Source organism: Pseudomonas hormoni (genome assembly GCF_018502625.1).
GTDB classification, from domain to species: domain Bacteria; phylum Pseudomonadota; class Gammaproteobacteria; order Pseudomonadales; family Pseudomonadaceae; genus Aquipseudomonas; species Aquipseudomonas hormoni.
The window spans coordinates 6,417,923-6,441,832 of sequence record NZ_CP075566.1; the positions used below are offsets into that span (position 1 = coordinate 6,417,923).

Here is a 23,910-nt window from a genome sequence, read left to right on the forward strand (position 1 = left end):
TGTAGGAGGTCGCAATGAAGCCGGTAGATGCAAGGCGGAGTCGACCTCGATGAGCGGAGTTGCCTCTAGGCAATGAGCATCATCGAGGTCGGATCCAACGCAGCAGATGCCGGCTTCAGTGCGGCCGTTGTCTTGTTAGTGACGGAAGTGGCGCATGCCGGTGAATACCATGGCGATGCCGGCCTCGTCAGCCGCAGCAATCACTTCGTTGTCACGCATCGAGCCGCCTGGCTGAATCACCGCAGTGATGCCGACCTTGGCCGCATTGTCCAGACCGTCGCGGAACGGGAAGAATGCATCGGAAGCCATGACCGAGCCGGCAACCTGCAAACCGGCGTGCTCTGCCTTGATCGCAGCGATACGCGCAGAGTTCACGCGGCTCATCTGGCCGGCGCCGACACCGATGGTCTGACGGTTCTTGGCGTAGACGATGGCGTTGGACTTGACGTACTTGGCGACTTTCCAGGCGAAGATCAGGTCGTTGATTTCCTGTTCGGTCGGTGCACGCTTGGTCACGACTTTCAGGTCATCGGCGCCGATCATGCCGATGTCGCGGCTCTGCACCAGCAGGCCACCGTTGACGCGTTTGTAGTCCCAGGCAGCGGCGCGTTCAGCCGACCACTCGCCGCAGGCCAGCAGGCGCACGTTGGCTTTTGCCGCGACGATCGCGCGGGCTTCTTCGCTGACGCTTGGGGCGATGATCACTTCGACGAACTGACGCTCGACGATGGCCTTGGCGGTTTCAGCATCCAGTTCGCGGTTGAAGGCGATGATGCCGCCGAAGGCGGATTCGGTGTCGGTGGCGTAGGCCAGTTCGTATGCCTGACGGATGCCGCCTTCGGCGTCCGGGCTCACGGCAACGCCGCACGGGTTGGCGTGCTTGACGATCACGCAGGCTGGCTTGACGAAGCTCTTCACGCATTCCAGCGCGGCGTCGGTGTCGGCCACGTTGTTGTACGACAGCTCTTTGCCTTGCAGTTGGGTCGCGGTGGCGATGCCGACTTCGGCTGGCTTGGCTTCCACGTAGAACGCCGCGCTCTGGTGCGGGTTCTCGCCGTAGCGCATTTCCTGAGCCTTGACGAACTGGCTGTTGAAAGTGCGCGGGAACTCGCTGCGACCTTCGGTGCTGAGGGTGTCAGCGGCCTGGTTCACGGTGCCCATGTAGTTGGCGATCATGCCGTCGTAAGCGGCGGTGTGTTCGAAGGCCTTGAGCATCAGGTCGAAACGCTGAGCGTAGGTCAGGCCGCCGGCCTTCAGGCCTTCGAGGACGCTGGCGTAGTCGCTGGCATTCACCACGATGGCCACGTCTTTATGGTTTTTTGCTGCCGAACGGACCATGGTCGGGCCGCCGATGTCGATGTTTTCGATCGCGGTCGGCAGGTCGCAGCCTGGCTTGTTGATGGTGGCTTCGAACGGGTACAGGTTGACCGCGACCAGATCGATCGGCTTGATGCCGTGCTCGTTCATGATGGCATCATCGATACCGCGACGACCGAGGATCCCGCCGTGGATTTTCGGGTGCAGGGTTTTCACCCGACCGTCCATCATTTCTGCGAAACCGGTGTAATCCGCGACTTCCACTGCGGCAACACCGTTATCGCGCAGCAGCTTGAACGTTCCGCCGGTGGAGAGGATCTCGACGCCCAGGGCTTCAAGCTCTTTGGCGAATTCGAGGATCCCGGTCTTGTCGGAAACGCTGATCAAGGCGCGGCGGATCGGCAGGCGGGTAGTCTGGTCGGTCATTTCAATTTCCATCAAAAGCAAAGGAGTCAGCAAAAAAGGCGACCGGTTTTACGCGGGCGCCTTTCTGGTTTGATTGAATGCTTACAGCAAATCGTACTGCTTGAGTTTCTTGCGCAGGGTGCCTCGGTTCAGTCCGAGCAGCTCGCTGGCCTTGGTCTGGTTACCCTTGACGTAGTTCATCACGCACTCGAGCAGGGGCGCCTCGACTTCGGAGAGCACCAGGTTGTACACATCCGTGACGGCAGCGCCCTCAAGGTGGGCGAAATAATTGTGCAGCGCCTTCTCGACACTCCCGCGAAGGGTCTGACCTTCTTCGCTCGGCGTGTTGAGGTGCTGTTTCAAATTCACGTTGTCGCTCACGGGTGTTGTTCCACTCACTAAAGTCTCGGTCATCATCGTCATGCGGCCACCTCTTCTCCGTCCCCTGTCAGGCTCTTGTAACGTTCGGCGAAGAAGCCCTGAACGTTGGCGCATTGTGCTTCCGTATCTTCCAAACGATTGAAGTGGGCGCGAAACTCCCTGGCGCCCGGCAGGGTTGCGAGATACCAGCCCACATGCTTTCGAGCAATGCGTACGCCCATGACATCTCCATAGAAGACGTGCAGCGCAGCCAGATGCTCTAGCAGAATGCGTTCCACCTCGATCAGTTCCAGCGCCGGGAGTTTCTCGCCGGTACGCAGGAAATGGTCGATCTCGCGAAAAATCCATGGCCGCCCCTGGGCAGCCCGTCCAACCAGCAATCCATCGGCACCTGTCGCGTCGAGCACGTACCGGGCCTTCTCCGGTGAATCGATGTCGCCATTGGCGAAGACCGGGATCGACACTGCCTGCTTGATCGCGGCAATGGTGTCGTACTCGGCTTCACCGGTATACAGATCGGCACGGGTGCGGCCATGAACCGCCAACGCCGTGATGCCTGCCTGCTCGGCGATCTTCGCCACCGTCAGACCGTTCTTGTTGTCCCGGTCCCAGCCGGTACGGATTTTCAGGGTAACCGGCACATCAACCGCAGCCACCACGGCCTGCAGGATCTCGGTCACCAATGCTTCATCCTTCAACAGCGCGGAACCGGCAGCCTTGTTGCAGACCTTCTTCGCCGGACAGCCCATGTTGATGTCGATAATCTGTGCGCCCAGTTCGACGTTGGCCCGGGCCGCATCCGCCAGCATCTGCGCATCACCACCGGCGATCTGCACCGAGCGTGGCTCGGGATCGCCTTCGTGGATCATGCGCATGCGCGATTTGCGGGTGTTCCACAAACTCATGTCGCTGGTGACCATTTCCGAGACTACAAGTCCTGCACCCAGTCGCTTGCACAGCTGACGAAAGGGTTGGTCGGTGACACCCGCCATGGGGGCGAGAATCAAGCCGTTGTGCAATGTGTATGGACCGATGCGTACCGCCGACATAGGACTTTCCAGTTGTGGGGCCGGATCATGAGAGTTCGAAAAAGGGTTGGCATGATACCCGCTCTCGATGACTGGATAAAGGCTGAATTGAACAAAATCTGAACAGTTATTCGGTTATCGCCAGCAGTTTGGTCTGAGCCGTCTCTGTCAGAAATGTGCCGTCAAACCCGTAGCACTGAACCGTTTCACTCGGGCGAGTGGAAGCTCAGGCTGTAGTTCACGGCTTTGGCGCCTGGGTCGAGGATATCCAGGGCGATGTGGATCGGCGTTTGCGGGGGCATTTCCGCCATGCCTTCGAGATCGCCGTTGAGGTACTCGCCGGACTTGAAGCGACGGCTGGCGATCAAGTGACCGTTGAGGTCGGCAAAACGCAATTCCAGCAGCGGGAACGGCTGGGAGAACGGCGCGCGGTTGTAGATGATCGCGTCGACCACCAGCGCACCATTGAAATCCGGGTGGCTGCGCACCACCAGGTTGCTGCTCTTGATTTTCGCGATGTCGACTTTGGACGGTACGGTGCAGCCGATTTGTGGGCACAACTGCTGGAACCACGGACGGTACTGATCCTGGCGCGCCAGTTCATCGAAGTGGTAGGCGATGTACTGGCCGACGAGCGCGCCGGCACCGAGCAGAATCAGCAGCAACCAGAGAAACCGTCGACCCCAGGGAGATCGGCGTTTCTGCCAGTCGAGCTGCAGCGGGTCGTCGGTCAGGTCCTGCAGAACCTCGGCACGCATCGCCGGCTCGCTGCGTTCGCGACGCTTGCGCAAGGGTTCGATGGAAGGCAGGTCGTCGTCGAGTTCGTCAACGGCGTCGTTCGCTGACAGGCGTTCGTGGTGAAGCGGGGCGTCGAGTGGGTCGTTCAGGCGCAGTTGCGGCGGCAGAGTCTCGTCGTCCAGTTCCACCGGTTCCAGGGACAGCGAGGGCTCGGTGCGCGAGGGCATGCTCTGCTCGACGGTCGGTTCTGGCGCGATCGTGGCTTCAGCCGCTTCGGCGCGATCGGCCGCCGATTCGCTGAAAAGGCTGTCGGACCAAGGCTCTTCGTCGGGCTCCGTGGTATCCCGGCGGGCACTCAGGCTGTCTTCGCGGTGGCGCCCGAACTCGGTAGTCGGCTGGATTTCCCGCTGTTCGAGCCGGGCGAGTTCTTCGTCCAGGTCCAGGCTGTCCAGGTCGAGTTCAGCGGCAGACCACTGCTTCTGGCTGATGGCCCGCTGTTCCGGCTCCGCAGGCTCGATGATGGCCGGGGCAACCGGCGTGACCGCTTCCTTGCCTGCCTGCTCAAGCAACTGCTTGGCGGCGTTGAACACCTGCAGGCACGAGCCGCAACGAACCACCCCACGGGCCACACTCAATTGAGCATGGCTGACGCGGAAGCTGGTTTGGCAATGCGGGCACTGAGTGACGAAGCTGTCGGTCATGCGGCGATCCGGATTATGCAGGCGCTCATTCTAGCGCCGACGGCCAGTGATGCGCACCCAGCCATCGCGATTGGCGATCGGGTCCAGATCGAAATCCTGGGCGTAGGCGTTGGCAACCTCTTCGCCTTGTTCGGCAAGGATGCCGGACAGTGCCAGACGGCCACCCGGCTTGACCAGGCTGGACAGTTGCGGCGCCAGGGACACCAGCGGGCCGGCGAGAATGTTGGCTACCAGCACGTCGGCCTGAACCTGTGGCAGGTCCTCGGGTAGATACAGCGGGAACAGCTCTTCGGCGATGTTGTTGCGCCCGGCGTTGTCGCGAGAGGCTTCCAGCGCCTGCACGTCGATGTCGGTGCCGACGGCTTGTTTGGCGCCCAGCAGCAGGGCGGCAATCGCCAGGATCCCCGAACCGCAACCGAAGTCCAGCACGTTGCAGTCTTTCAGGTCCTGACCGTCGAGCCATTCCAGGCACAGCGCGGTGGTCGGATGCGTGCCGGTGCCGAATGCGAGGCCCGGGTCCAGCAGAATGTTCACGGCGTCGGGTTCAGGCGCAGCGTGCCAGCTTGGAACGATCCACAGGCGTTGACCGAAGCGCATTGGCTGGAAATCGTCCATCCAGGTGCGTTCCCAGTCCTGGTCTTCGATGACTTCGCTGTGATGCTCGGGCAGCGGGCTGCCGGTCAGCAATTCAAGGTGGGCCAGTACGGTGGCGGCTTCGGTGCCACCTTCGAACAGAGCCAGCAGGTGCGTGTGCGACCACAGCGGGGTGGTGTTGAGTTCCGGCTCGAAGATCGGCTGGTCTTCGGCGTCCATGAAGGTCACCGACACGGCGCCCACTTCAAGGAAAGCGTCTTCGTAGGTTTCGGCTTGTTCTGGGCTGATGGCGAGACGGACTTGCAGCCAAGGCATGGCGGGCACCTTTGAAAAATATTGATTGCAGCCTAGCGGGCTGCGAGAAGCGCGCAAGTTTACGCGAGCGCGACGCAGAAGACGACCGGGTAGGCTGGGTCCAGGTGTAAACGGATGACCTGTGGCGAGGGAGCTTGCTCCCGCTGGAACGCGAAGCGGTCCCAAAATGGCTGAGCCGGGTCTGTCTGAGGCTACTTTGTTGAATGGTTTTGCGGTTGCTGCGCAACCGAGCGGGAACAAGCTCCCTCGCCACAAGGGGCTGCGTAGCAATCTCCAGAAACAACAAAGCCGCCCGATGGCGGCTTTGTTGATCGGGCTAAAGCTTAGTGCTTGTCGCCAGCCAGCTTGTGTTCCAGGTAGTGGATGTTGATCCCACCTTTGCAGAAGCCTTCGTCGCGGACCAGATCGCGGTGCAGCGGGATGTTGGTCTTGATCCCGTCGACAACGATTTCGTCCAGCGCATTGCGCATGCGCGCCAGGGCTTCGTCACGGGTTGCGCCGTAGGTGATCAGCTTGCCGATCAACGAATCGTAGTTCGGCGGTACGGCATAACCGCTGTACAGGTGCGAATCGACGCGAACGCCGTTGCCGCCTGGAGCGTGGAAATGCTTGACCGTGCCTGGGCTCGGCATGAAGGTTTTCGGGTCTTCGGCGTTGATCCGGCATTCCAGTGCATGACCGCGGATAACCACGTCTTCCTGGGTGTACGACAGTTTGTTGCCAGCGGCGATGCTGAGCATCTCCTTGACGATGTCGATGCCGGTGACCATTTCCGAAACCGGGTGCTCAACCTGAACGCGGGTGTTCATTTCGATGAAATAGAACGCGCCGTTCTCATACAGGAACTCGAAAGTGCCCGCGCCACGGTAGTTGATGTCGATGCAGGCTTTAACGCAGCGTGCGAGGACTTCAGCCCGTGCTTTCTCGTCGATGCCCGGTGCCGGCGCTTCTTCGAGAACCTTCTGGTGACGACGTTGCAGTGAGCAATCGCGATCGCCCAGATGGATGGCGTGGCCCTGGCCGTCGGAAAGTACCTGAACTTCCACGTGACGTGGGTTGGTCAGGAATTTTTCCAGATAGACCATCGGGTTGCCGAACGCCGCGCCGGCTTCGGAGCGGGTCAGTTTCGCCGAGGAGATCAGGTCTTCTTCTTTATGCACAACGCGCATGCCGCGACCACCACCGCCGCCAGCGGCTTTGATGATCACTGGGTAACCGACTTCGCGACCAATGCGCAGAGCGGTTTCTTCGTCTTCCGGCAGTGGGCCGTCGGAACCCGGAACGGTTGGAACGCCGGCAGCGATCATGGCGTGCTTGGCCGATACCTTGTCGCCCATCAGGCGAATGGTGTCGGCTTTCGGGCCAATGAAGGCGAAGCCGGAGTTCTCGACCTGCTCAGCGAAATCAGCGTTTTCCGCAAGGAAACCGTAGCCTGGGTGAATGGCGGTAGCGCCGGTCACTTCAGCCGCGGCGATGATTGCCGGGATGTGCAGGTAAGAGTGGGCGGCCGAGGCCGGACCGATGCAGACGGATTCGTCTGCCAGGCCCAGGTGCATCAGCTCTTTGTCGGCCTTGGAATAAACGGCGACGGTCTTGATGCCCATCTCTTTGCAGGCACGCAGGATCCGCAGTGCGATCTCACCGCGGTTGGCGATCAGAACTTTTTCCAACTTCGCAGTCATCAAAGTTTCTCCGCGGTTCAAACGATGGTGAACAGCGGTTGGTCGTACTCAACCGGCTGGCCGTCTTCGACGAGGATGGATTCGATCACACCGCTGGTTTCAGCTTCGATGTGGTTCATCATCTTCATGGCTTCGACGATGCACAGGGTGTCGCCTTTCTTCACGGTCTGGCCGACTTCAACGAAGGACGGCGAGCTTGGCGAAGATTTACGATAGAAGGTGCCGACCATCGGCGAACGGGCAACGGTGCCGTTCAGGACAGGTGCGGCCGGAGCAGTTGGAGCGGCAGCGGCGGCAACCGGAGCAGCAGCGGCAGGCGCTGGAGCCGGAGCGTGCATTGGAGCCGGTGCGTAGTACTGCTGAGCCGGGGTCTTGCTATGGCGGCTGATGCGTACGGACTCTTCGCCTTCCTTGATCTCGAGCTCGTCGATGCCGGACTCTTCCAGCAATTCGATCAGTTTCTTAACTTTACGGATATCCATGAATCATCAACTCCCAAGGGTCGGTCAGGGGCGTTACGCTTGTTGTTCAAGCTGTTGCCGGTCTTTCAAGCTGCTCTAGGGCGGCCTCCAGGGCCAGTCGATAACCGCTGGCGCCAAGGCCGCAGATCACTCCCACCGCTACGTCGGAGAAGTAAGAGTGATGGCGGAAAGGTTCGCGTTTGTGCACGTTAGACAAATGCACTTCGATGAATGGGATGCTCACCGCCAGCAGCGCGTCACGTAATGCGACACTTGTGTGCGTAAAAGCTGCTGGGTTGATCAGAATGAAGTCCACACCTTCGCTGCGGGCAGCGTGGATGCGGTCGATCAATTCGTACTCGGCGTTGCTTTGCAGGTGCAGCAAATGATGGCCGGCTTCACGAGCACGGCGTTCCAGGTCCTGGTTGATCTGCGCCAGTGTCGTAGCGCCATAGGTGCCCGGTTCACGGGTGCCGAGCATGTTCAGGTTGGGGCCGTGCAGAACCAATAGGGTCGCCATCTGCTGTTCCTTGTTATCCGTGTGCATTTGTCAGAACCCGGCGACTATGCCGCAAAGCCTTTGTGACTGTCCAGTTCTATGCAATAGCCAGCACGATGGCCGATGTTTGCGCGAAATATGTGACCGGCTGATTAAATCCGGTCATTTGCTTTGGCGACACGTTCGGCGAAGTCCCTGGCGTTGATCTCGCCGATCACTCGCACATCGGCGCGTTCGACGCCGTCCTTGCCAAAAAACATCAGCGCCGGAGGGCCGAACAGTTTGTAGCGGTCGAGCAGCGCACGTTGTTCTGCGTTGCTGGCAGTGATGTCGAAGCGGATCAGCCGATAGCCCTTGAGGTGTTCGACGACGCGGGTGTTGTTGAGCACTTCATGCTCGATGACTTTGCAGCTGATGCACCAGTCGGCGTACCAGTCGAGCAGCAGTGGGGTGCTGGATGATCTGGCCTCGGCGAGGACGCGATCCAGTTCGGCCGGGGTGGTGACGGTTTGCCAGTCGCTGGTGTGTTGCGGCTGCTCGTTGCCGCTGACGATGCGCGGCTGGCCGATTGGATTGAGCGGATCGGTCTGGCCACTGAAGGCGCCGTACCAACACGCCAGCGCATAAAACAGCAGGAACATGCCGAGCAACTGACCGACGCGTTTTCGCGGAGGTTTGTAGACGAACTCCAGCGCACCCATGAACAAACCAACGCCACCGGCGAGCAAGCCGATCAGCAGCAAGGTGATCTGACCCGGCAAAACCCGACTGAGCAGACCGATCGCCAGTCCCAGCAACAAAACGCCAATCGCGTTTTTCACGTAGACCAGCCACGGCCCGCTTTTCGGCAGCCAGGCTGCACCGCCCGTGGCCACCAATAAGAGCGGGGCGCCCATGCCGAGGCCGAGCATGAACAGCTTCAGCCCGCCGCCCAGCGCATCGCCGCTGGCGCTGATGTACAGCAGCGCACCGGCCAGCGGTGCCGAGACGCAGGGCGAAACCAACAGGCTGGAAACCACGCCCAGCACCGCCGCACCCCATAACGAGCCGCCTTCGGTGCGACCCGCGATGCGGTCCAGTCGGCTGCTGATCGCCTGCGGCAACTTGAGTTCGAAGACGCCAAACATCGCCAGGGCAAACACGGCAAAAAACATCGCAAACGGCACCAGCACCCACGCCGATTGCAGCCGCGCCTGAAGATTGAGCTGTGCGCCGAACAGCCCCATCAGCGCGCCGAGCAGCGCAAAGCAGGCGGCCATCGGCAGCACATAAGCGAGAGACAGATTGAAGCCGCGCAAGCCACCGACCTGGCCGCGCAACACCACGCCGGACAGGATAGGCAACATGGGCAGCACGCAAGGGGTGAACGTCAGGCCCAGGCCGGCGAGGAAGAACAGCGCCAGCTCCCGCCAGCTCCAACTCATGGCTGCACCGCTGCTGCCATCGATACTCAGGCGTTCGGTTTCAGGCGGATAGCACAGGCCTTTGTCGGCACAGCCCTGATACGTCACGGCCAGCGTAAAGGCGCGTTGATCGGTGCGTGGCAGTTCTACATCGAGAATGGCGTGGTAAACCTCGACATTGCCAAAGTATTCATCGTGCTTTTGTTCGCCCTTGGGCAATTGCGCCGTGCCGAGCGCGACATCGGCGGGATCGGCGCGAAACTGAAAGCGATGGCGGTAGAGGTAGTAACCCTCGGTGGCGACAAAGCGCAGTTTGATCGATTGCGGCGTGCTTTCTACCAGACTGAGCTGAAAGGCCTCGCGCACCGGCAGGAAGTCGGCGCTGTTGTTGATCGAGCCCAGCGTGGCGCTTGGCCGACCCTCCAGCAACCCGGCGGCGTTGGCCGGCAGGGCGAGGGCAAAAAGCAGCAGGCAAAGCAAACGGCGCATGACAATCTCGCGTATCGGAGGTGAGGGCATGATAGCGGACAGTCGCACGGATTGCCCCGCCCCTGTTGGAGCGAGGCTTGCCCGCGAAGAACGATTACGCGGTTTGCCTGAAAGACCGCGTCGTATGGTTCGCGGGCAAGCCTCGCTCCTACAGGGGCGTGGGGGTCTGTCAGACGCGGAAGGCTTGAACGGCTGTGTGTAACCGCCCACCCAGTACCAACAAATGCTCCCCTTGCTCACGCCCCTCGCCGATGCGCAGCAGGTTATCCCCACCCAACTGGTGAATCCTCTCGCTGTGATCACGGATCTCGCTGACAGCGCCGCTCTGCTGAGCCGTGACATCGGCGATGCGCACGGCGGTGTCGGAAATGGTCTGGATCGCCCCGACGATTTTATCCAGCGCGCCGTCAGCGGCCTGGGCCTGATTGGCTGTTGCTTCAGCATGCTCGACCTGCGCGCGCATACCTTCCACCGATTGCTGCGCCGCCGTTTGCAACCCGGCGATCAAGGTCTGAATTTCGGCCGTGGCGCCCGCGGTGCGTTGCGCCAGTGAGCGAACCTCTTCAGCTACGACGGCAAAACCGCGACCCATTTCCCCGGCGCGGGCCGCTTCAATGGCGGCGTTCAGCGCTAGCAGGTTGGTCTGGTCGGCAATCGAGCGAATCACCGTCAGCACGCCGCCGATGGTGGCCGATTCCGAGGCCAGGTGTTCGATCATCTGTGCATTGCCTTGCACTTCATCGACCAGTGCGTGCAGCCCGGTGAGGCTCAAGCCGATGACTTTTTGCCCATGTTCCACCGCGAGCCCGGCGTGGCGGCTGGCTTCGGCGGCCTGGCTGGCATCACCGGCCACTTGTTGAATGGTCGCTTCCAGTTCGCCGAGAGAATCACGGATGAGCGCCGTGTCACCCGCCTGATGCTCGGCGCCGCTGTGCAGGTCGTTGCTCAATTCGGCCAGGGTGCGACTGCTGCCGGCGACCTGTTCGGCGTTAAGGCGAATGGTCCCCACCAGGTCGACGAGGTAGGCGCGCAAGCGGTTGAGCGAGGCTTGAATGTCATGCAGCTCGCGATTGGTCTTACCCAATTCAATGTCCCGGCTGAAGTCGCCCTCGGCCCAGGTCGAAAGCGCCGGCGCGAGGTTGGTCAGCGTCCGGGCGAGGCGTCGTTGCAGGGTGTCGATGAGTAACGCGATCAGCAGGATCAGGCCGATCATCACGCCTTGCATCAGCCGTACTTCGCTCTGGATCTGCCCGTGCTGGGCGCGGACCACCGGTTCCAGCCCGGCGATGGCCTGTTGCACCGCAGCGATCTTCAAGTGAGTCGCGGCGCTGAGGTCGGCACGTTTCTGGATCTGCTCACGGGTGCGTGCAAGCTCCGCGGGATAGCGGGTCAGCAGGCTGTTGAGTTCGCGTTTGAGCCCGACGCCAGCATCTTCGGCCACGGCTTTTTCGGTGTTCTCCAGGCCCATCATCGCGGCGAAATCGTCGGTGCCCGATTCACTTTTACTGGCAACGCCGAGTAGCGGCAGGGCATTCAGAAGTTCTGCTTGAGCGCGGATGTTGGTGACTTCGCGCTCAACATCCGCCGCCAGTTCGCTGCGACCGCTGCTGACCAGTTTGTCCCGGGCCAGCGACAGTTTGCCCAGGTGTTGGGAGGCGGTGAGTAGAGGCGCCAGATACGTCGCATTGCCGCTGGCGTACTGGCTGAGCTGATCGAGGCTGGCACCGAGCTCGCGTTCAGCTTGCAACAACAGTGCTTGCGGGTCGCCCGCGAGTTTGCCGGCGGCCAGCAGGTCGGTTTTGCTGAACTCATCAAGATTCGTCAGGCTGGGGCGCAAGGTGTCGGCCAACGCTGGCGGCAACTCCCCGAGCTCTTTTTGCAATGCGTCGATGGCCTGGCTGGCGCTGCTCAGGCGCAAGGCATCACCGCTGGCGAGGTAATCCTCAACGTTGCGCGCCACTTCATTTTGAAATTGCTGGGACAACCCCAGGTAGCGCTCCATCAACAGATACGGGCGTTCCAGGGCTTTTTGCGACCACCAGAGCGTGGCGCCGAGGGCCACGCACACAGCGACTAAAAGGAGGGTGTTGAGATTGGTCAGCAGCTTCAGGCGCATCGCGGGACTACCAACGGCAGAATGGTAAGTGCCTGAAGTTATTGCGTTTCTGTTACAGGGTTATGACTGACTGGGTGGATTCCGATGAAAAGGTGGCACTTTGCTGTGATGCCCGCGCCGCCTGCACGCGGTTGCGTCCGGCATGCTTGGCACGGTACAGCGCCTCGTCCGCCTGGCTGGCCATCATCAGGCCGTCGGAGTCTGCGCACAGCTCGACCACCCCGGCGCTGAAGGTGCACCAGAGATCCTGCGGTTGAGCGGGGTAATGAATTTCCGCAAAGCGCTGACGGATTTCATCGAGGACGTTGTAGGCCGCTTCGATATCAGTGTCGGGCATGACGATGGCGAACTCTTCGCCGCCGTAACGGCCGATGAAGTCAGTCTTGCGCAGGCGTTGCTTGAGAAACAGCGCCAGGCTCTTGATCACGCGATCGCCCATGGGGTGGCCGTGACCGTCGTTGACCCGTTTGAAATGGTCGATGTCGAGCATCGCAAAGCTCAATGGCTTGCTCTCGCGGCGGGCGCGAAACGAGCAGTCTTCGAGCAATTGCAGAATGTGCGTGTGGTTGTACAGCCCGGTGAGGCTGTCGCGGACCATCCGCGCTTTGAGATTGCGTGCACGCGCCGCGCGGTTGCGCACAGTGGTGATCAGGTGGCGCGGCTTGATCGGTTTGGTCAGGAAGTCGTCGCCGCCCTCGCTCATGGCGTCGAGCTGCTTGTCCAGATCATCCTCGGCGGACAGGTAAATGATCGGCACGCTGACGTAGCGGTCGTTGTGGCGAATCACCTTGGCCAGTTCAGTGCCGGTGCAGGTCGGCATGTACATGTCGAGGATGATCAGGTCGGGCTGGAAGTCCGCCAGTTCGGCCATGGCCTGGATCGGCTCGATCAGGGTCCGCGTGACGATCCCGGCGCTGTTGAGCAGGCGCTCGGTGTGCAAGGCCTGGGCGCGGGAGTCGTCAATGATCAGCACTTTATAGGGTTCATACTGCGCGACGCAGGTCAGGACTTCGATCTTCTCCAGCAGGCTCGAAGCTTCGAGGGTGCCGGTAAGAAATTCCTGACCGCCGGCACGCACCGCCGCGAGGCGGGTCGGGGTGTCGGTTTCGAGCAGGCTGAAAAACAGCAGCGGCAACGGTTCATCCAGGCCGACCTGGGCTTCGGCGGCCAGTTTCAGGCCGATGCCGGGACCGCTGAAGTCGACGTCCATGACGATCGCCGCGGGCAAGCGTTCGACCATCGATGAGCGAAATGCCGTCACGCTGTCGAGGGATTGGGCGCTGAGCCCAAAGAATTCCAGCTGCTTGGCCAGGCGCTCGGCACGGTCGTGATCCTGCAGCATCACATAGATCGGCTTGCGCAGCGGCGGCAGGAAGGTTTGTTCGAGTTGATCGCCATGCCGCAGGCCGGTGCGCGATAAGCGCTGCATCAGGCGATTGAGGTCGGTGATCAGGCCGCTGCTCAGGCGTCCGCGATTGGCGTCGACAGCTTCCAGCGACTGGCCGATGTGACGCGCCAGCTGGATGTGTTCCGGTTGTTCGAAACGCTCGGCGAAACGCAGCAGGCGCAGGTTGGCCTCGCTCAGTTCCGATAAATCGGTGGTGGACCACTCACTGCGTTGCAGGCGCTGCCAGATCTCAAGAATTTGACGTGCCTGATGAATTACCCGCTGGGCAAAGTGGTGCTTGAGGCGCTCACGGCTGGGGTCTTCTGGCTCGGTCATATCCTGACTACTAGTTAGGGTGCATGCTGAGATCGACTGGTGGCTCTATGCTAGCACCTCTTTTCGTTTGCATGAGTGTCGTACGTCAATAATCTGCAAAGCGACGTCATTCAGTTTCTGACTGGCTGGTCTGAAAATGCCTGTAGGTTATTCAGAAAGGCCCGTGGGTTGGGCGTCTGAGGGCGCTTTTCGTGTTTTTGTGCGAAGCGTCCGTAAGCTCGGCGAGTGTTATTTGTCAGGGAGTTCTGGTTTTCAGCTTGCTGGATTCGAGCCGGATTTTCGGCGTGTAGGGTGTCAGGGAAACCCTTAGATGCCATCCACGAATCATGACCCAGTGTTTCAAAGACCAACCCAGCGATCAGCAGCGCCTCAACCACAACAGCACACCCGTTGCTGACTGTGAATGCAAAGAGGAGCTGCTTTATGGCAGCAAAACACTCATTACCGACGTGCCAATTCTTACTTGCGCCTGCCTGTGGCGACACTACCAGCGCGAGGCGGAAGAGATTGTCGCACCCGGTGGTGTGCTGATTGCCGACCCGGTAGAGCGCAACCGCGTGATCAACGCTGCCTACGCTCGCCTGTGGCTGCACGATTCAAGGTTTCAGTGGGCCGGGCTGGCGGCGTTTGCCTCCAAGCAGGTCGGCTGCGGATTGCTGCATGCGGCGGACAGTATCGAACATATCCGTGATGAATATGAGGCGCGGCAGCGTTTGCGCGATAGCCGCCGCGAGTTCGGGCTGCTGACGTCGGACAGGATGTCCGAACAGGCGCAAGAGTTGCGTGACTATAAGGAAGCGGATGCGCGTAATCCTGTGCCCTCTGTGGATTTTCGTTCAACGGGTGAGGACTTGTCGCTGGTGCAGCAGCAGTTCCGGCATGTGCACGACATGATGGCGTTGGGGAATACCACGCTGTTTCTGGATGTTTTTCCGTTGCATGAGTTTTATGCGAAGCGGGGTTTGAGGGAGTTGAAGACTTGCTTGAGAGCGCGGGCGCGGATTCATGGGCGTCCGAAGTTTCCGGTGCTGTGGCCGGTGGGGAAGGAAAAGCTCGAATTCGGGCTGGATTACACCGAGATTTTGCTGGGTTTTGAGGCGATAGAGGACGGAGACATCGCAGGAAGTGTTGAGCATTTGGCGCGGCATGAGCAGATCAATATCCTCCAGCCGACGATTTACCAGGACCGTCAGTTGGTGGCTTTGCTGCGTGCCAACCACGCATCCTACGTCACGGGGTTTCCTTCAGGCGTTGCCCAGGCGATTGAGTTGACGCTTACCAACCAATGTCAACGCGTCGAGGATGGGCGCACCATCGATTTTGGCGACAACCCGCTGGCGGACTTGTCCGACATCAAGCAGCGAATGGCATTCGTGCTTCAGGCCGCAGCGCGGTTTGATCAGATGCTCGGTGACCACAACCGTAATGCATTAGAACAGTCGATCAGTGAGATCGCATCGAGCGGTAGCAGCCTATGACTCTGCGACCACGTTTATTCGGCTGGCGCTGCGGCGCCTATCTTCTCGTCCTGGCTGTGCTGACGTGGGTCGCCATTCACCAGCTGACACAGCCTCTCTGGGATGAACCTGAAATCGTCCTTGAAATGGGCGGGACGTATGAATATCTGCACAGAAATTCTTCCGCCCCCTTTAGTCCGCAGATACGCGGACATATCTGGTCCGGTATCCCCATGACCGATGCGAGATTGCGATTCGTCGACCCGCAATTTGGGTTCACCACTCCCGCCGCGCGCTTCTTCAGTGTCGGATTTGACGACAACGTCATTTACAGCATCCGCATGTCCCCGCAGATAGAGCCACTACTGATCGATGATGCCCTCAAGGTAGTTCTCGATCTGCAAGACCAATGGCGCGCCAAAGGATGGGTGGCCAAGGGTGTACGAGATGATCCTACGATTGCCGATACCCCTGAATGGCGAGAATGGCTACGCCAAGGAATTCTTTCCGGACGATCCTATTGGCAAGCAGGCGATAAGTATCAGGCCATGCTGATATTGGGACGTTTCGAGGATTACCGAAATCCTACAGAAGAGCGCTACCTCATCACCCTCGCACTCGCCAAACCCTGGACGCCCTTCGAAGAAATTGAAGAAATGTACGACGAGCCCAGTCACTTCCCCGCCCCGCAACCCAAATAAAAAAGGAGCCCCACCATGCCAACCCCCGCCTTCATGACCCTGCGCGGCGAACGCCAAGGCCTGATCAGCGAAGGTGCATTCACCGAGGCGTCGGTGGGTAACACTTTTCAAAAGGGACGTGAGGACCAAATCATGATCCAAGCCCTGAGCCACGGCATTTTCGTACCGAAAGGGTCGGGTGCAGGTCGTCGGATGCACAAGCCCTTGATAATCACCAAGACCATCGACAAAGCGACACCACTGATCAACAACGCTTTATGTTCGGGAGAGTTACTCAAAGAGTGCCGTATCGAGTGGTATCGCACCTCGGCTCAGGGAACCCAGGAGCATTTCTACACGATGGAGCTGGAAGACGCGGTCATCATCGGTGCAGAAGTGCTGATGCCCCACTGCCAGGATCCCGGCACCGCTTACCTCACTCAACTGGAGAAGGTACATTTCACTTACAGGCGAATTTGTTGGCGGCATGAAATCAGCCGAACCATGGGTTCCGATGAGTGGAGCACCGAGGTGCAGGGATGAGGTTGGTCAATGTCATTCACCTGTCAGAATGGGAACGCCAACATGCCTGTTCCAGTGAGCAAGCGCTGGAGCTTGTGCGCCAGGCGCTGTTGGATCGGCAGCCTATCGATGGATTGAACGAGTTGCGTATGGGGCTGCTGATCGATATCGACAGCGAGGTGCTTGACCAGATCGAGCGGGGAGAATGGCGGTTGGTCAGGCCTGAAGCCGACTACGCTGACTGGACAATGCCGGATCGCACCTTTGATCCAAGGGTAATGGAGCTGATGCACAATCCGCCCGTCCAGCCCACAAGATCGCCAAAAGTCTTTCGCCTCGTAGATAGCGTAACGGGTGAGCCACTGGCGCAGTGTCACTATATCGCGACGGTGGAGGGTGACCCCGCTTCGCGCAGAACCGACGGAGAGGGAATCGCGCATCTTTTTATGTCGGCTGAGGTTCAGCACATCTCAATGAAGGTCATTGGCGTTTAACGCGGGCAGGGCGGCTTGGGTTCATGGACCATTCGGTTGTCACCATCCCGACGGTAATTTGTCCGGATAACCCCACGACGGGTGCCGGGCAAAGGCACGTTGTTGTATGGTTGTGGTCGAACCGATGAACTCAAGTGATTGAAAGGATATCGCCATGCTGGACTGGAAGAACCGCGCGGACAGCGCGCCTGAACGTGCCGCTGAACCGAAATCGGCCACCCGCAGTTACATCGGCGGCCTGTTGTTCAGCCGGGCGCTGGCCACGTTGATCGGCCTCTACCTGATTGTGGCCATTGCGTTTGGCTGGTACTGGAGCCAGGAGCCGGCGCTGTTCCCGGTTCAACAGAATGCCCAGGTGGCGGCCGAGAAAGAAGGCAAGCAGATGGTCATCGGCTACACCACGGTGGAAACCCTCAAGACCGTTGCCAACACCTTGCTGACCAAGCCGGGCGGCTATATTTCCAACGATCGTTTCCCGCCGGGCCTGTGGATGGATAACACGCCGAGTTGGGAATACGGTGTGCTGGTCCAGGTCCGCGACTTGACGCGTGCGCTGCGCAAAGACTTTGCCCGCTCGCAGTCGCAATCGGCCGAAGACTCCGATCTGGCCAAGGCCGAACCGCGTTTCAACTTCGACAACAAAAGCTGGGTGCTGCCGTCCAGTGAGTCCGAGTATCAGGAAGGCCTCAATTCCCTGAGCCGCTATCAGGCGCGCCTGTCCGACCCTTCGCAGAAAAATGCACTGTTTTATGCCCGCGCCGACAACCTGAACAACTGGCTGGGCGATGTGGGCACCCGTTTGGGATCGCTGTCGCAACGCCTGTCGGCCAGCGTTGGCCGGGTCAAACTGAACACTGCGCTGAAAACCGAAGTGGTCGCGCCGGGTCAGGTGCCACAGGTTGACGAAGAAATCGTCGAAACCCCGTGGATGCAGATCGACAACGTGTTCTACGAGGCTCGCGGTCAGGCTTGGGCGCTGTCCCACCTGCTGCGCGCCATCGAGGTCGACTTCGCCGATGTGCTGGCGAAGAAGAACGCGACGGTCAGCGTGCGCCAGATCATTCGTGAGCTGGAAGCCTCGCAAGAGCCGGTCTGGAGCCCGATGATCCTCAACGGCAGCGGCTTCGGCGTGCTGGCCAACCACTCGCTGGTCATGGCCAACTACATCTCCCGCGCCAACGCGGCGGTGATCGATCTCCGTCAACTGCTCAATCAAGGCTGAGTCATGGTCGATAGCGCCAAAGAGGCCGCCCATCGCGCGGCCTCGGATGCCGAACAGATTGCCTGGGTCGACGAGCAGGACAACCTGCTCGGCGCTCTGGTCCGCTCCGACCTGCGCGAGCGCGGGCTGATCGGCCGCGGCACGTACATCATGCTGTTCAATTCCGCCGGTGAGCTCTGCGTGCATCGGCGCACCTTGAGCAAGGCGATTTATCCCGGTTATTGGGACGTGGCGGCAGGGGGCATGGTGCTGGCCACCGAAACCTACGCCGAATCGGCCGCCCGTGAGCTGGAGGAAGAGCTCGGTGTGAGTGGTGTGGAACTGACCGCCCATGACCATTTTTTCTTCGAAGACACTGGCAATCGGCTCTGGTGTTCGGCGTTTTCGGCGGTGTGGGACGGCCCATTGATCCTGCAACCGGAGGAAGTGCTCGAAGCGCGCTTTATCCCTGTCGATCAGGTCATGCTGGAAATCCAGCAGAAGCCTTATTGCCCGGACTCTTTGGCCGCCTTGAAGCGGTATCTTGGTTCTCGGGCGAATGACGTCGCAAAAGAGGCATAAATTGGCGCCGATTGGCTCTTAGCAATCGGCGGTTTTGCCGTTACACTGCGCGACCTTTTGTAGGAGCGAAGCTTGCTCGCGAAGAACGCATGGACGACGCGTGCTGCCTGACGCCGCGCGTTATCGTTGACGTCCATCGCGAGCAAGCTTCGCTCCTACAGTGAAATGAATGTTTTACCGTTTCAGTAGCGCTGCCCCTGCCTGAGTGGGGCTTCGCGGTCGATGGCACTTGCCCAAGTGCCGCGACCAGTCTTTGTCCTCCCAAGAGGATTGCCGGTGGCCAAAAAAGCCGCATCCTTCGCCGCCCTTGGTGGCCTGGTATTTTCCACCGACGCAGGTCGTCATTGCCCGGATTGCAGTAAACCGGTCGACGCCTGCATCTGCAAACAGACCGTTATCCCGGCCGGCGACGGCATCGCTCGCGTGCGTCGCGAAAGCAAGGGCCGTGGCGGCAAGACGGTGACCACCATCACCGGGGTGCCGTTGGCCGAAGACGCGCTCAAGGACCTGGCCACCACGTTGAAGAAACGTTGTGGCACCGGTGGAGCGTTGAAAGACGGAATCATTGAAATCCAGGGCGATCATGTCGAGCTGCTGTTGGGCGAGCTGATCAAACTCGGTTTCAAGGCAAAGAAGTCCGGCGGCTAGCAGCCTCTGTGAAAACCACCCCCGGCTTGATCCGGGCCTGATTCAACCCGGGTCCGCCGTCGCCTACATGGTTTTCACAGAGCCTGTTCTGACCGGTTTCTAAACTCACTGCGGTCAGCGAGGTCTATCCCCTCGTTGACGAACCGTCATTTTCATCCTTTAGACTGCGCCGGCCTGAACCCAGGCGACGCTCTATGACTTCTTTATAGGGGACTTCAATGTCCGTACGACGCACACGCAAAGACGATGGCAGCCAATGGACAGTTGCGGACAGCCGCAGTGTTTACGGGATTCGCCATTGGGGGGCCGGGTATTTCGCGATCAATGACGCCGGTCGCGTCGAAGTTCGTCCGAACGGTCCGGCCAGTTCGCCTATCGACCTGTTCGAACAAGTCGACCAGCTGCGCAAAAGCGGCCTGTCCTTGCCATTGCTGGTGCGTTTCCCGGACATTCTGCAAGACCGCGTGCGTCAGCTGACCGGCGCGTTCGACGCCAACATCGAACGCCTGGAATACCAGAGCAAATACACCGCGCTGTACCCGATCAAGGTCAACCAGCAAGAAGCGGTGATCGAAAACATCATCGCCACCCAGAACGTGTCGATTGGTCTGGAAGCCGGTTCCAAGCCTGAGCTGCTGGCGGTGCTGGCACTGGCGCCGAAGGGCGGCACCATCGTCTGCAACGGTTACAAGGACCGTGAGTTCATCCGACTGGCGCTGATGGGCCAGAAGCTGGGCCACAACGTGTTCATCGTGATCGAGAAAGAATCCGAAGTAGAGCTGGTGATCGAAGAAGCCGCCTCGCTGAAGGTCAAGCCGCAGGTCGGCCTGCGCGTACGTCTGTCGTCCCTGGCCTCGAGCAAATGGGCGGACACCGGTGGCGAGAAATCCAAGTTCGGCCTGTCGGCGGCGCAACTGCTGTCGGTGGTCGAGCGTTTCCGCGCGGCGGGTCTGGACCAGGGCATTCGCCTGCTGCACTTCCACATGGGTTCGCAGATCGCCAACCTGGCGGACTACCAGCACGGCTTCAAGGAAGCGATTCGTTACTACGGCGAATTGCGTAACCTCGGCCTGCCGGTGGATCACATCGACGTCGGTGGCGGTCTGGGCGTCGACTACGACGGCACGCACTCGCGTAACGCCAGCTCGATCAACTACGACATGGACGATTACGCCGGTGTCGTGGTCGGGATGCTCAAGGAATTCTGCGACGCGCAGAGCCTGCCGCACCCGAACATCTTCTCCGAAAGCGGCCGTTCCCTGACCGCTCACCACGCCATGCTGGTGGTGCAGGTCACCGACGTCGAGAAACACAACGACGACGTGCCGCAGATCGAAAACAAGGAAGCGCTGCCGGAAACCGTGCAGTGGCTGGTTGACCTGCTCGGCCCGACCGACATCGAAATGGTCACCGAAACCTACTGGCGCGCCACGCACTACATGAGCGACGTGGCCACCCAGTACGCCGATGGCAAGCTGACCCTGGCTGAAAAAGCCCTGGCCGAGCAATGCTACTTCGCGGTCTGCCGTCGCCTGCACAACTCGTTGAAGGCGCGTCAGCGTTCCCACCGTCAGGTGCTCGACGAACTCAACGACAAGCTGGCCGACAAGTACATCTGCAACTTCTCGGTGTTTCAGAGCCTGCCGGACACCTGGGCCATCGGCCAGGTCCTGCCGATCCTGCCGCTGCACCGTCTCGACGAAGAACCGCTGCGTCGCGCCGTATTGCAGGATCTGACCTGCGACTCCGACGGCAAGATCAAGCAATACGTCGACGAGCAGAGCATCGAAACCAGCCTGCCGGTGCACGCACTGAACGAAGGTGAAGACTACTTGCTGGGCATCTTCCTGGTCGGTGCCTATCAGGAAATTCTTGGCGACATGCACAACCTGTTCGGTGACACCGACTCGGTGAACATCTACCAGAATGCCGACGGCAGTGTGTACCACGCGGGTATCGAAACCCACGACACCATCGAAGACATGCTGCGTTACGTGCATTTGTCGCCGGAAGAGCTGATGACTCACTACCGCGACAAGTGCGCCAGTGCGCGCATCACCGCCGCCGAACGCACCCAGTTCCTCGACGCCCTGCGCCTGGGCCTGACCCGTTCGTCTTACCTGTCTTCTTGAGGTAAGTCACCGCGCTCATCAGGTTGTCTGAAAATGTTCCGCGCGCTGCGGAAATTTCAGATGACCTGGTGCGGCGGTTCTCTATTTCCTTTCGAAATTGCCCACACTCCCGGCTTTCAAAGCCATATGGTCCTCTTTTCTCGTAGGCCATTTCCTAAGTTGTACTTCGGCACTCTACTCAGCCATGTCTCTCGGCGAGAATCCCCGGCCGCCCCTCCTGTAGAGAATCGCCGATGTTCGATCCAGTCAACGAGCCTTCATTTCGTCTGGACGTAGCCGGTCTGCCCGACCCATTCGAAGTCCTGGCCTTTACCGGTAGAGAAGCGATCAGCGAACCCTTTGTATTCGACGTGGACCTGCTGATCGATGACCCGACGCTCGACCTTGCGAGCTTGCTGTACCGCCCGGCCGTTTTACATTTCGGACCCGAGGGCAGCACGGTGCAGGGTCTGTTGCATGAACTCGTCCAGCGTGACCATGGCCCGACCCTCAAACTTTGCCATGTGCGTCTGGGGCCCAGGCTCGCTTGTCTTTCCCAGCGTTTCAGTCGGCGCATTTTCAGCAACATCTCGGTGCCCGAGATTCTCAGCCAGGTGCTCAAGGAGCACGGCATCACGGGCAAGGATCGACGCTTCGAACTGAGTGGCGATTACCCGCCCCGTGATTTCTGCACGCAGTATCGAGAATCGGATTTGCAGTTTCTCCAGCGCCTGTGCGCCCAGGAACGCCTGCATTATCACTTCGAGCATCACGCGCGCGGGCACTGCGTGGTGTTTGGTGATGGTCGCGACCATTTCCGTCTCGGCGCGAGCGCGCAGTTCCAGGTCGATGGTCAGCAACCGGCGGTGCGGCAGTTTCAGCTTCAGGCGGCTCAGCGTACCGCGCCAAGTGCCGAAGGTCGTACCGACTTGCCGACGTTGCGCAGTGGTCAGTTGATGCCGTTGTCCGGCCACCCGGTCACCGACTGGAATCATCTGTGGCTGCTGACCTATGTCGAACATCAGGGCAGCCAGGATCCACTGGGCCCCTACAGCAATCAGATCCGTGCGATTCATGGGGAGGCCTCCTTCGTCCCGCCCCCTTGCGCGGTAAAACCGCGGATGCACAGCCTGCAACGAGCCTGGGTGGTCGATGTCGATGAACCTCGGCCGGACCCCTCCCGACCGGTGGCTGTTCAGTTTGACTGGCTCTATCAGGGCGAAGGCGCGACCCCCAGCCATTGTTGGCTACCGCTGGCCGCTGAGCTGGAAGATCCGAGCGTCTCGCCGCTGAGCGAGGGCACCGAGGTGGTGGTGAGCTTCATCGAGGGCGATCCGGATCAGCCGTTGATTTGCGGGTTTCTGCCCGCACCGTCGACGGTTGAAGAGGCCGAGGTTCCGCGCCCGACAGAAAACAGCTCGCCCGAGGACGGGTTGCTGGAACTCCTGCGCTCGGGTGAGCCCTTGGTGCTGTTGTGTCTGTTGCCCGGCGGTGGCAGTTTCAGCCATTGCGCGCAGGCGCTGTGCACCTGTCGGGCGGTGACGGGGTTTGGCCAGAGCGGTGCGGCATGATCGGCGCGACCCCGCAATGGCTGTTGCTGGATGCACCGAGTGCGCCTCAGTCGAGGGCATTGCTGCAACAGGCATTCACGCAGGCCCGATGGTTCTGGTTGTTCGAGGACACGGAATGGCATGCGTTGCGCAAAGACGGCCCGATCCTGATCGACCTTCGGACCTGCCCGGCGCTGGCGGAATCGTGCTACAGCCAAACACAGGTCTGGCGTGGTTTGCTGGTGGTCAGCGAGGCGTCTTCGTCGCTGTTGCTGGAGCATTTGCGGCGCATGCTCACCGTCACCTTCGGACTGCATCACCGGGCCTTGTTGAGTTATTACAACCCCAACACGGCCAGTTACTTTTTCGATGCCTGCGATGCCCGGGAGTTGAGTCGCTGGCTGGGCCCCATCAGTCAGTTGCACTGGTTCGGCGGGACCTGGGCCGACCGCGCAATTGGCAGCGAGGGCTGGCAGCAATTGCTCAATCCGGAGCTCGCCGTCAGCCCGCTGGCGGTCGAAGAATGCCTCAGCGCTCGTCAGCGGGAAAAGCTGCAGACCTGCCTGCTGGAGCAGCATGCCTGGCACTGGAGCCAATCCACCGGAACCGATTACCAACGCTTGTGGGCTCATGTGCAGGAAGGTCTGGCACTGGGTTTCAGCGAGCGGCCGGTGCTCGATGGCTGGTTGTGGCTACGCTTGCAGTACCCCCGCGCTTCGCTGGTGCAGCCGTTGTCCGGGCTGACCCAGCAGGAGCGCCTCGATAGCCTGCGCAATCAGTGGCAAAACGATCAACCCTGAACACGAGGTCTGC

At 60.3% G+C, this 23,910-nt stretch carries 21 protein-coding genes; 10 read left to right on the top strand and 11 right to left on the bottom strand.

The annotated features are described in order from the left end of the window. Positions 1-135: 135 nt before the first annotated feature. The 11 genes from purH to gcbA form a co-directional block, all read right to left on the bottom strand. Positions 136-1,743 carry a bifunctional phosphoribosylaminoimidazolecarboxamide formyltransferase/IMP cyclohydrolase gene (gene purH / locus KJF94_RS29715; RefSeq protein ID WP_214380473.1) on the bottom strand — a complete coding sequence of 536 codons (1,608 nt, stop codon included), beginning with the start codon at positions 1,741-1,743 and terminating at the stop codon, positions 136-138. Positions 1,744-1,824: 81 nt separating this feature from the next. After that, the gene (gene fis / locus KJF94_RS29720) at positions 1,825-2,145 is read right to left on the bottom strand and encodes a DNA-binding transcriptional regulator Fis (RefSeq protein ID WP_007907419.1); all 321 of its coding nucleotides are present in this window, start codon (positions 2,143-2,145) and stop codon (positions 1,825-1,827) included. Continuing rightward, complete coding sequence (gene dusB / locus KJF94_RS29725; protein WP_017336338.1) at positions 2,142-3,152, bottom strand: tRNA dihydrouridine synthase DusB; 1,011 nt, start codon at positions 3,150-3,152, stop codon at positions 2,142-2,144. The genes fis and dusB overlap by 4 nt, the downstream gene beginning before the upstream one ends. A gap of 185 nt (positions 3,153-3,337) precedes the next feature. After that, complete coding sequence (locus KJF94_RS29730) at positions 3,338-4,570, bottom strand: DUF3426 domain-containing protein (RefSeq protein WP_214380474.1); 1,233 nt, start codon at positions 4,568-4,570, stop codon at positions 3,338-3,340. Positions 4,571-4,600: 30 nt separating this feature from the next. Beyond that, a complete protein-coding gene (gene prmA / locus KJF94_RS29735) occupies positions 4,601-5,479 on the bottom strand; it encodes a 50S ribosomal protein L11 methyltransferase (RefSeq protein ID WP_214380475.1) in 879 nt (292 codons plus the stop codon). A 323-nt stretch (positions 5,480-5,802) separates the two neighbouring features. After that, positions 5,803-7,161 carry an acetyl-CoA carboxylase biotin carboxylase subunit gene (accC, locus tag KJF94_RS29740; protein WP_017336341.1) on the bottom strand — a complete coding sequence of 453 codons (1,359 nt, stop codon included), beginning with the start codon at positions 7,159-7,161 and terminating at the stop codon, positions 5,803-5,805. Between the two features lie 17 nt (positions 7,162-7,178). Further along, positions 7,179-7,643, bottom strand: coding sequence for an acetyl-CoA carboxylase biotin carboxyl carrier protein (gene accB / locus KJF94_RS29745; RefSeq protein WP_214380476.1), 465 nt, complete (start codon positions 7,641-7,643; stop codon positions 7,179-7,181). Between the two features lie 46 nt (positions 7,644-7,689). Beyond that, the gene (gene aroQ, locus KJF94_RS29750) at positions 7,690-8,142 is read right to left on the bottom strand and encodes a type II 3-dehydroquinate dehydratase (protein ID WP_033059577.1); all 453 of its coding nucleotides are present in this window, start codon (positions 8,140-8,142) and stop codon (positions 7,690-7,692) included. A gap of 131 nt (positions 8,143-8,273) precedes the next feature. Then, positions 8,274-10,013, bottom strand: a complete 1,740-nt coding sequence (locus KJF94_RS29755) for a protein-disulfide reductase DsbD (RefSeq protein WP_214380477.1) — start codon at positions 10,011-10,013, stop codon at positions 8,274-8,276. A 169-nt stretch (positions 10,014-10,182) separates the two neighbouring features. Continuing rightward, positions 10,183-12,129 (bottom strand): methyl-accepting chemotaxis protein, encoded by a 1,947-nt coding sequence (locus KJF94_RS29760; protein WP_214380478.1) that lies wholly within the window; start codon positions 12,127-12,129, stop codon positions 10,183-10,185. Between the two features lie 52 nt (positions 12,130-12,181). Continuing rightward, positions 12,182-13,852 (bottom strand): diguanylate cyclase GcbA, encoded by a 1,671-nt coding sequence (gene gcbA / locus KJF94_RS29765; protein ID WP_214380479.1) that lies wholly within the window; start codon positions 13,850-13,852, stop codon positions 12,182-12,184. Between the two features lie 326 nt (positions 13,853-14,178). On the opposite strand from gcbA, the gene KJF94_RS29770 reads away from it, so the two are divergent. The 10 genes from KJF94_RS29770 (at position 14,179) to KJF94_RS29815 (ending at position 23,897) form a co-directional block, all read left to right on the top strand. Next, positions 14,179-15,330 (top strand): DUF2515 family protein, encoded by a 1,152-nt coding sequence (locus KJF94_RS29770; protein WP_214380480.1) that lies wholly within the window; start codon positions 14,179-14,181, stop codon positions 15,328-15,330. Then, positions 15,327-16,010 (top strand): hypothetical protein, encoded by a 684-nt coding sequence (locus KJF94_RS29775; RefSeq protein ID WP_214380481.1) that lies wholly within the window; start codon positions 15,327-15,329, stop codon positions 16,008-16,010. Before KJF94_RS29770 ends, KJF94_RS29775 begins: the two co-directional genes overlap by 4 nt. Positions 16,011-16,025: 15 nt before the next feature. Beyond that, positions 16,026-16,532 carry an Hcp family type VI secretion system effector gene (locus tag KJF94_RS29780; RefSeq protein WP_214380482.1) on the top strand — a complete coding sequence of 169 codons (507 nt, stop codon included), beginning with the start codon at positions 16,026-16,028 and terminating at the stop codon, positions 16,530-16,532. Further along, the gene (locus tag KJF94_RS29785) at positions 16,529-17,005 is read left to right on the top strand and encodes a hypothetical protein (RefSeq protein WP_214380483.1); all 477 of its coding nucleotides are present in this window, start codon (positions 16,529-16,531) and stop codon (positions 17,003-17,005) included. The genes KJF94_RS29780 and KJF94_RS29785 overlap by 4 nt, the downstream gene beginning before the upstream one ends. Before the next feature lie 154 nt (positions 17,006-17,159). After that, positions 17,160-18,227 (top strand): DUF2333 family protein, encoded by a 1,068-nt coding sequence (locus KJF94_RS29790; protein ID WP_214380484.1) that lies wholly within the window; start codon positions 17,160-17,162, stop codon positions 18,225-18,227. A gap of 3 nt (positions 18,228-18,230) precedes the next feature. Further along, complete coding sequence (locus KJF94_RS29795) at positions 18,231-18,788, top strand: NUDIX hydrolase (protein ID WP_214380485.1); 558 nt, start codon at positions 18,231-18,233, stop codon at positions 18,786-18,788. A gap of 276 nt (positions 18,789-19,064) precedes the next feature. Then, positions 19,065-19,436, top strand: a complete 372-nt coding sequence (locus KJF94_RS29800) for a translation initiation factor Sui1 (protein ID WP_008031278.1) — start codon at positions 19,065-19,067, stop codon at positions 19,434-19,436. Between the two features lie 218 nt (positions 19,437-19,654). Beyond that, entirely contained in the window at positions 19,655-21,568 is a 1,914-nt protein-coding gene (gene speA, locus KJF94_RS29805) for an arginine decarboxylase (protein ID WP_214380486.1), read from the top strand. Positions 21,569-21,801: 233 nt separating this feature from the next. Continuing rightward, entirely contained in the window at positions 21,802-23,118 is a 1,317-nt protein-coding gene (locus KJF94_RS29810) for a type VI secretion system Vgr family protein (RefSeq protein ID WP_214380487.1), read from the top strand. Then, on the top strand, positions 23,115-23,897 hold the full coding sequence (locus KJF94_RS29815; protein WP_214380488.1) for a DUF4123 domain-containing protein: 783 nt from the start codon (positions 23,115-23,117) through the stop codon (positions 23,895-23,897). Before KJF94_RS29810 ends, KJF94_RS29815 begins: the two co-directional genes overlap by 4 nt. Positions 23,898-23,910 lie beyond the last annotated feature (13 nt).

Coding starts and splice junctions, on each gene's coding strand:
- KJF94_RS29785 (WP_214380483.1), top strand. CDS start 16,529: ATGAGGTTGGTCAATGTCATTCACCTGTCAGAATGGGAACGCCAACAT.
- speA (WP_214380486.1), top strand. CDS start 19,655: ATGTCCGTACGACGCACACGCAAAGACGATGGCAGCCAATGGACAGTT.
- dusB (WP_017336338.1), bottom strand. CDS start 3,152: ATGTCGGCGGTACGCATCGGTCCATACACATTGCACAACGGCTTGATT.
- KJF94_RS29755 (WP_214380477.1), bottom strand. CDS start 10,013: ATGCGCCGTTTGCTTTGCCTGCTGCTTTTTGCCCTCGCCCTGCCGGCC.
- KJF94_RS29775 (WP_214380481.1), top strand. CDS start 15,327: ATGACTCTGCGACCACGTTTATTCGGCTGGCGCTGCGGCGCCTATCTT.
- prmA (WP_214380475.1), bottom strand. CDS start 5,479: ATGCCTTGGCTGCAAGTCCGTCTCGCCATCAGCCCAGAACAAGCCGAA.
- KJF94_RS29815 (WP_214380488.1), top strand. CDS start 23,115: ATGATCGGCGCGACCCCGCAATGGCTGTTGCTGGATGCACCGAGTGCG.
- KJF94_RS29770 (WP_214380480.1), top strand. CDS start 14,179: ATGACCCAGTGTTTCAAAGACCAACCCAGCGATCAGCAGCGCCTCAAC.
- fis (WP_007907419.1), bottom strand. CDS start 2,145: ATGACGATGATGACCGAGACTTTAGTGAGTGGAACAACACCCGTGAGC.
- accC (WP_017336341.1), bottom strand. CDS start 7,161: ATGACTGCGAAGTTGGAAAAAGTTCTGATCGCCAACCGCGGTGAGATC.
- accB (WP_214380476.1), bottom strand. CDS start 7,643: ATGGATATCCGTAAAGTTAAGAAACTGATCGAATTGCTGGAAGAGTCC.
- gcbA (WP_214380479.1), bottom strand. CDS start 13,852: ATGACCGAGCCAGAAGACCCCAGCCGTGAGCGCCTCAAGCACCACTTT.
- KJF94_RS29795 (WP_214380485.1), top strand. CDS start 18,231: ATGGTCGATAGCGCCAAAGAGGCCGCCCATCGCGCGGCCTCGGATGCC.
- KJF94_RS29810 (WP_214380487.1), top strand. CDS start 21,802: ATGTTCGATCCAGTCAACGAGCCTTCATTTCGTCTGGACGTAGCCGGT.
- KJF94_RS29730 (WP_214380474.1), bottom strand. CDS start 4,570: ATGACCGACAGCTTCGTCACTCAGTGCCCGCATTGCCAAACCAGCTTC.
- KJF94_RS29760 (WP_214380478.1), bottom strand. CDS start 12,129: ATGCGCCTGAAGCTGCTGACCAATCTCAACACCCTCCTTTTAGTCGCT.
- purH (WP_214380473.1), bottom strand. CDS start 1,743: ATGACCGACCAGACTACCCGCCTGCCGATCCGCCGCGCCTTGATCAGC.
- KJF94_RS29780 (WP_214380482.1), top strand. CDS start 16,026: ATGCCAACCCCCGCCTTCATGACCCTGCGCGGCGAACGCCAAGGCCTG.
- aroQ (WP_033059577.1), bottom strand. CDS start 8,142: ATGGCGACCCTATTGGTTCTGCACGGCCCCAACCTGAACATGCTCGGC.
- KJF94_RS29790 (WP_214380484.1), top strand. CDS start 17,160: ATGCTGGACTGGAAGAACCGCGCGGACAGCGCGCCTGAACGTGCCGCT.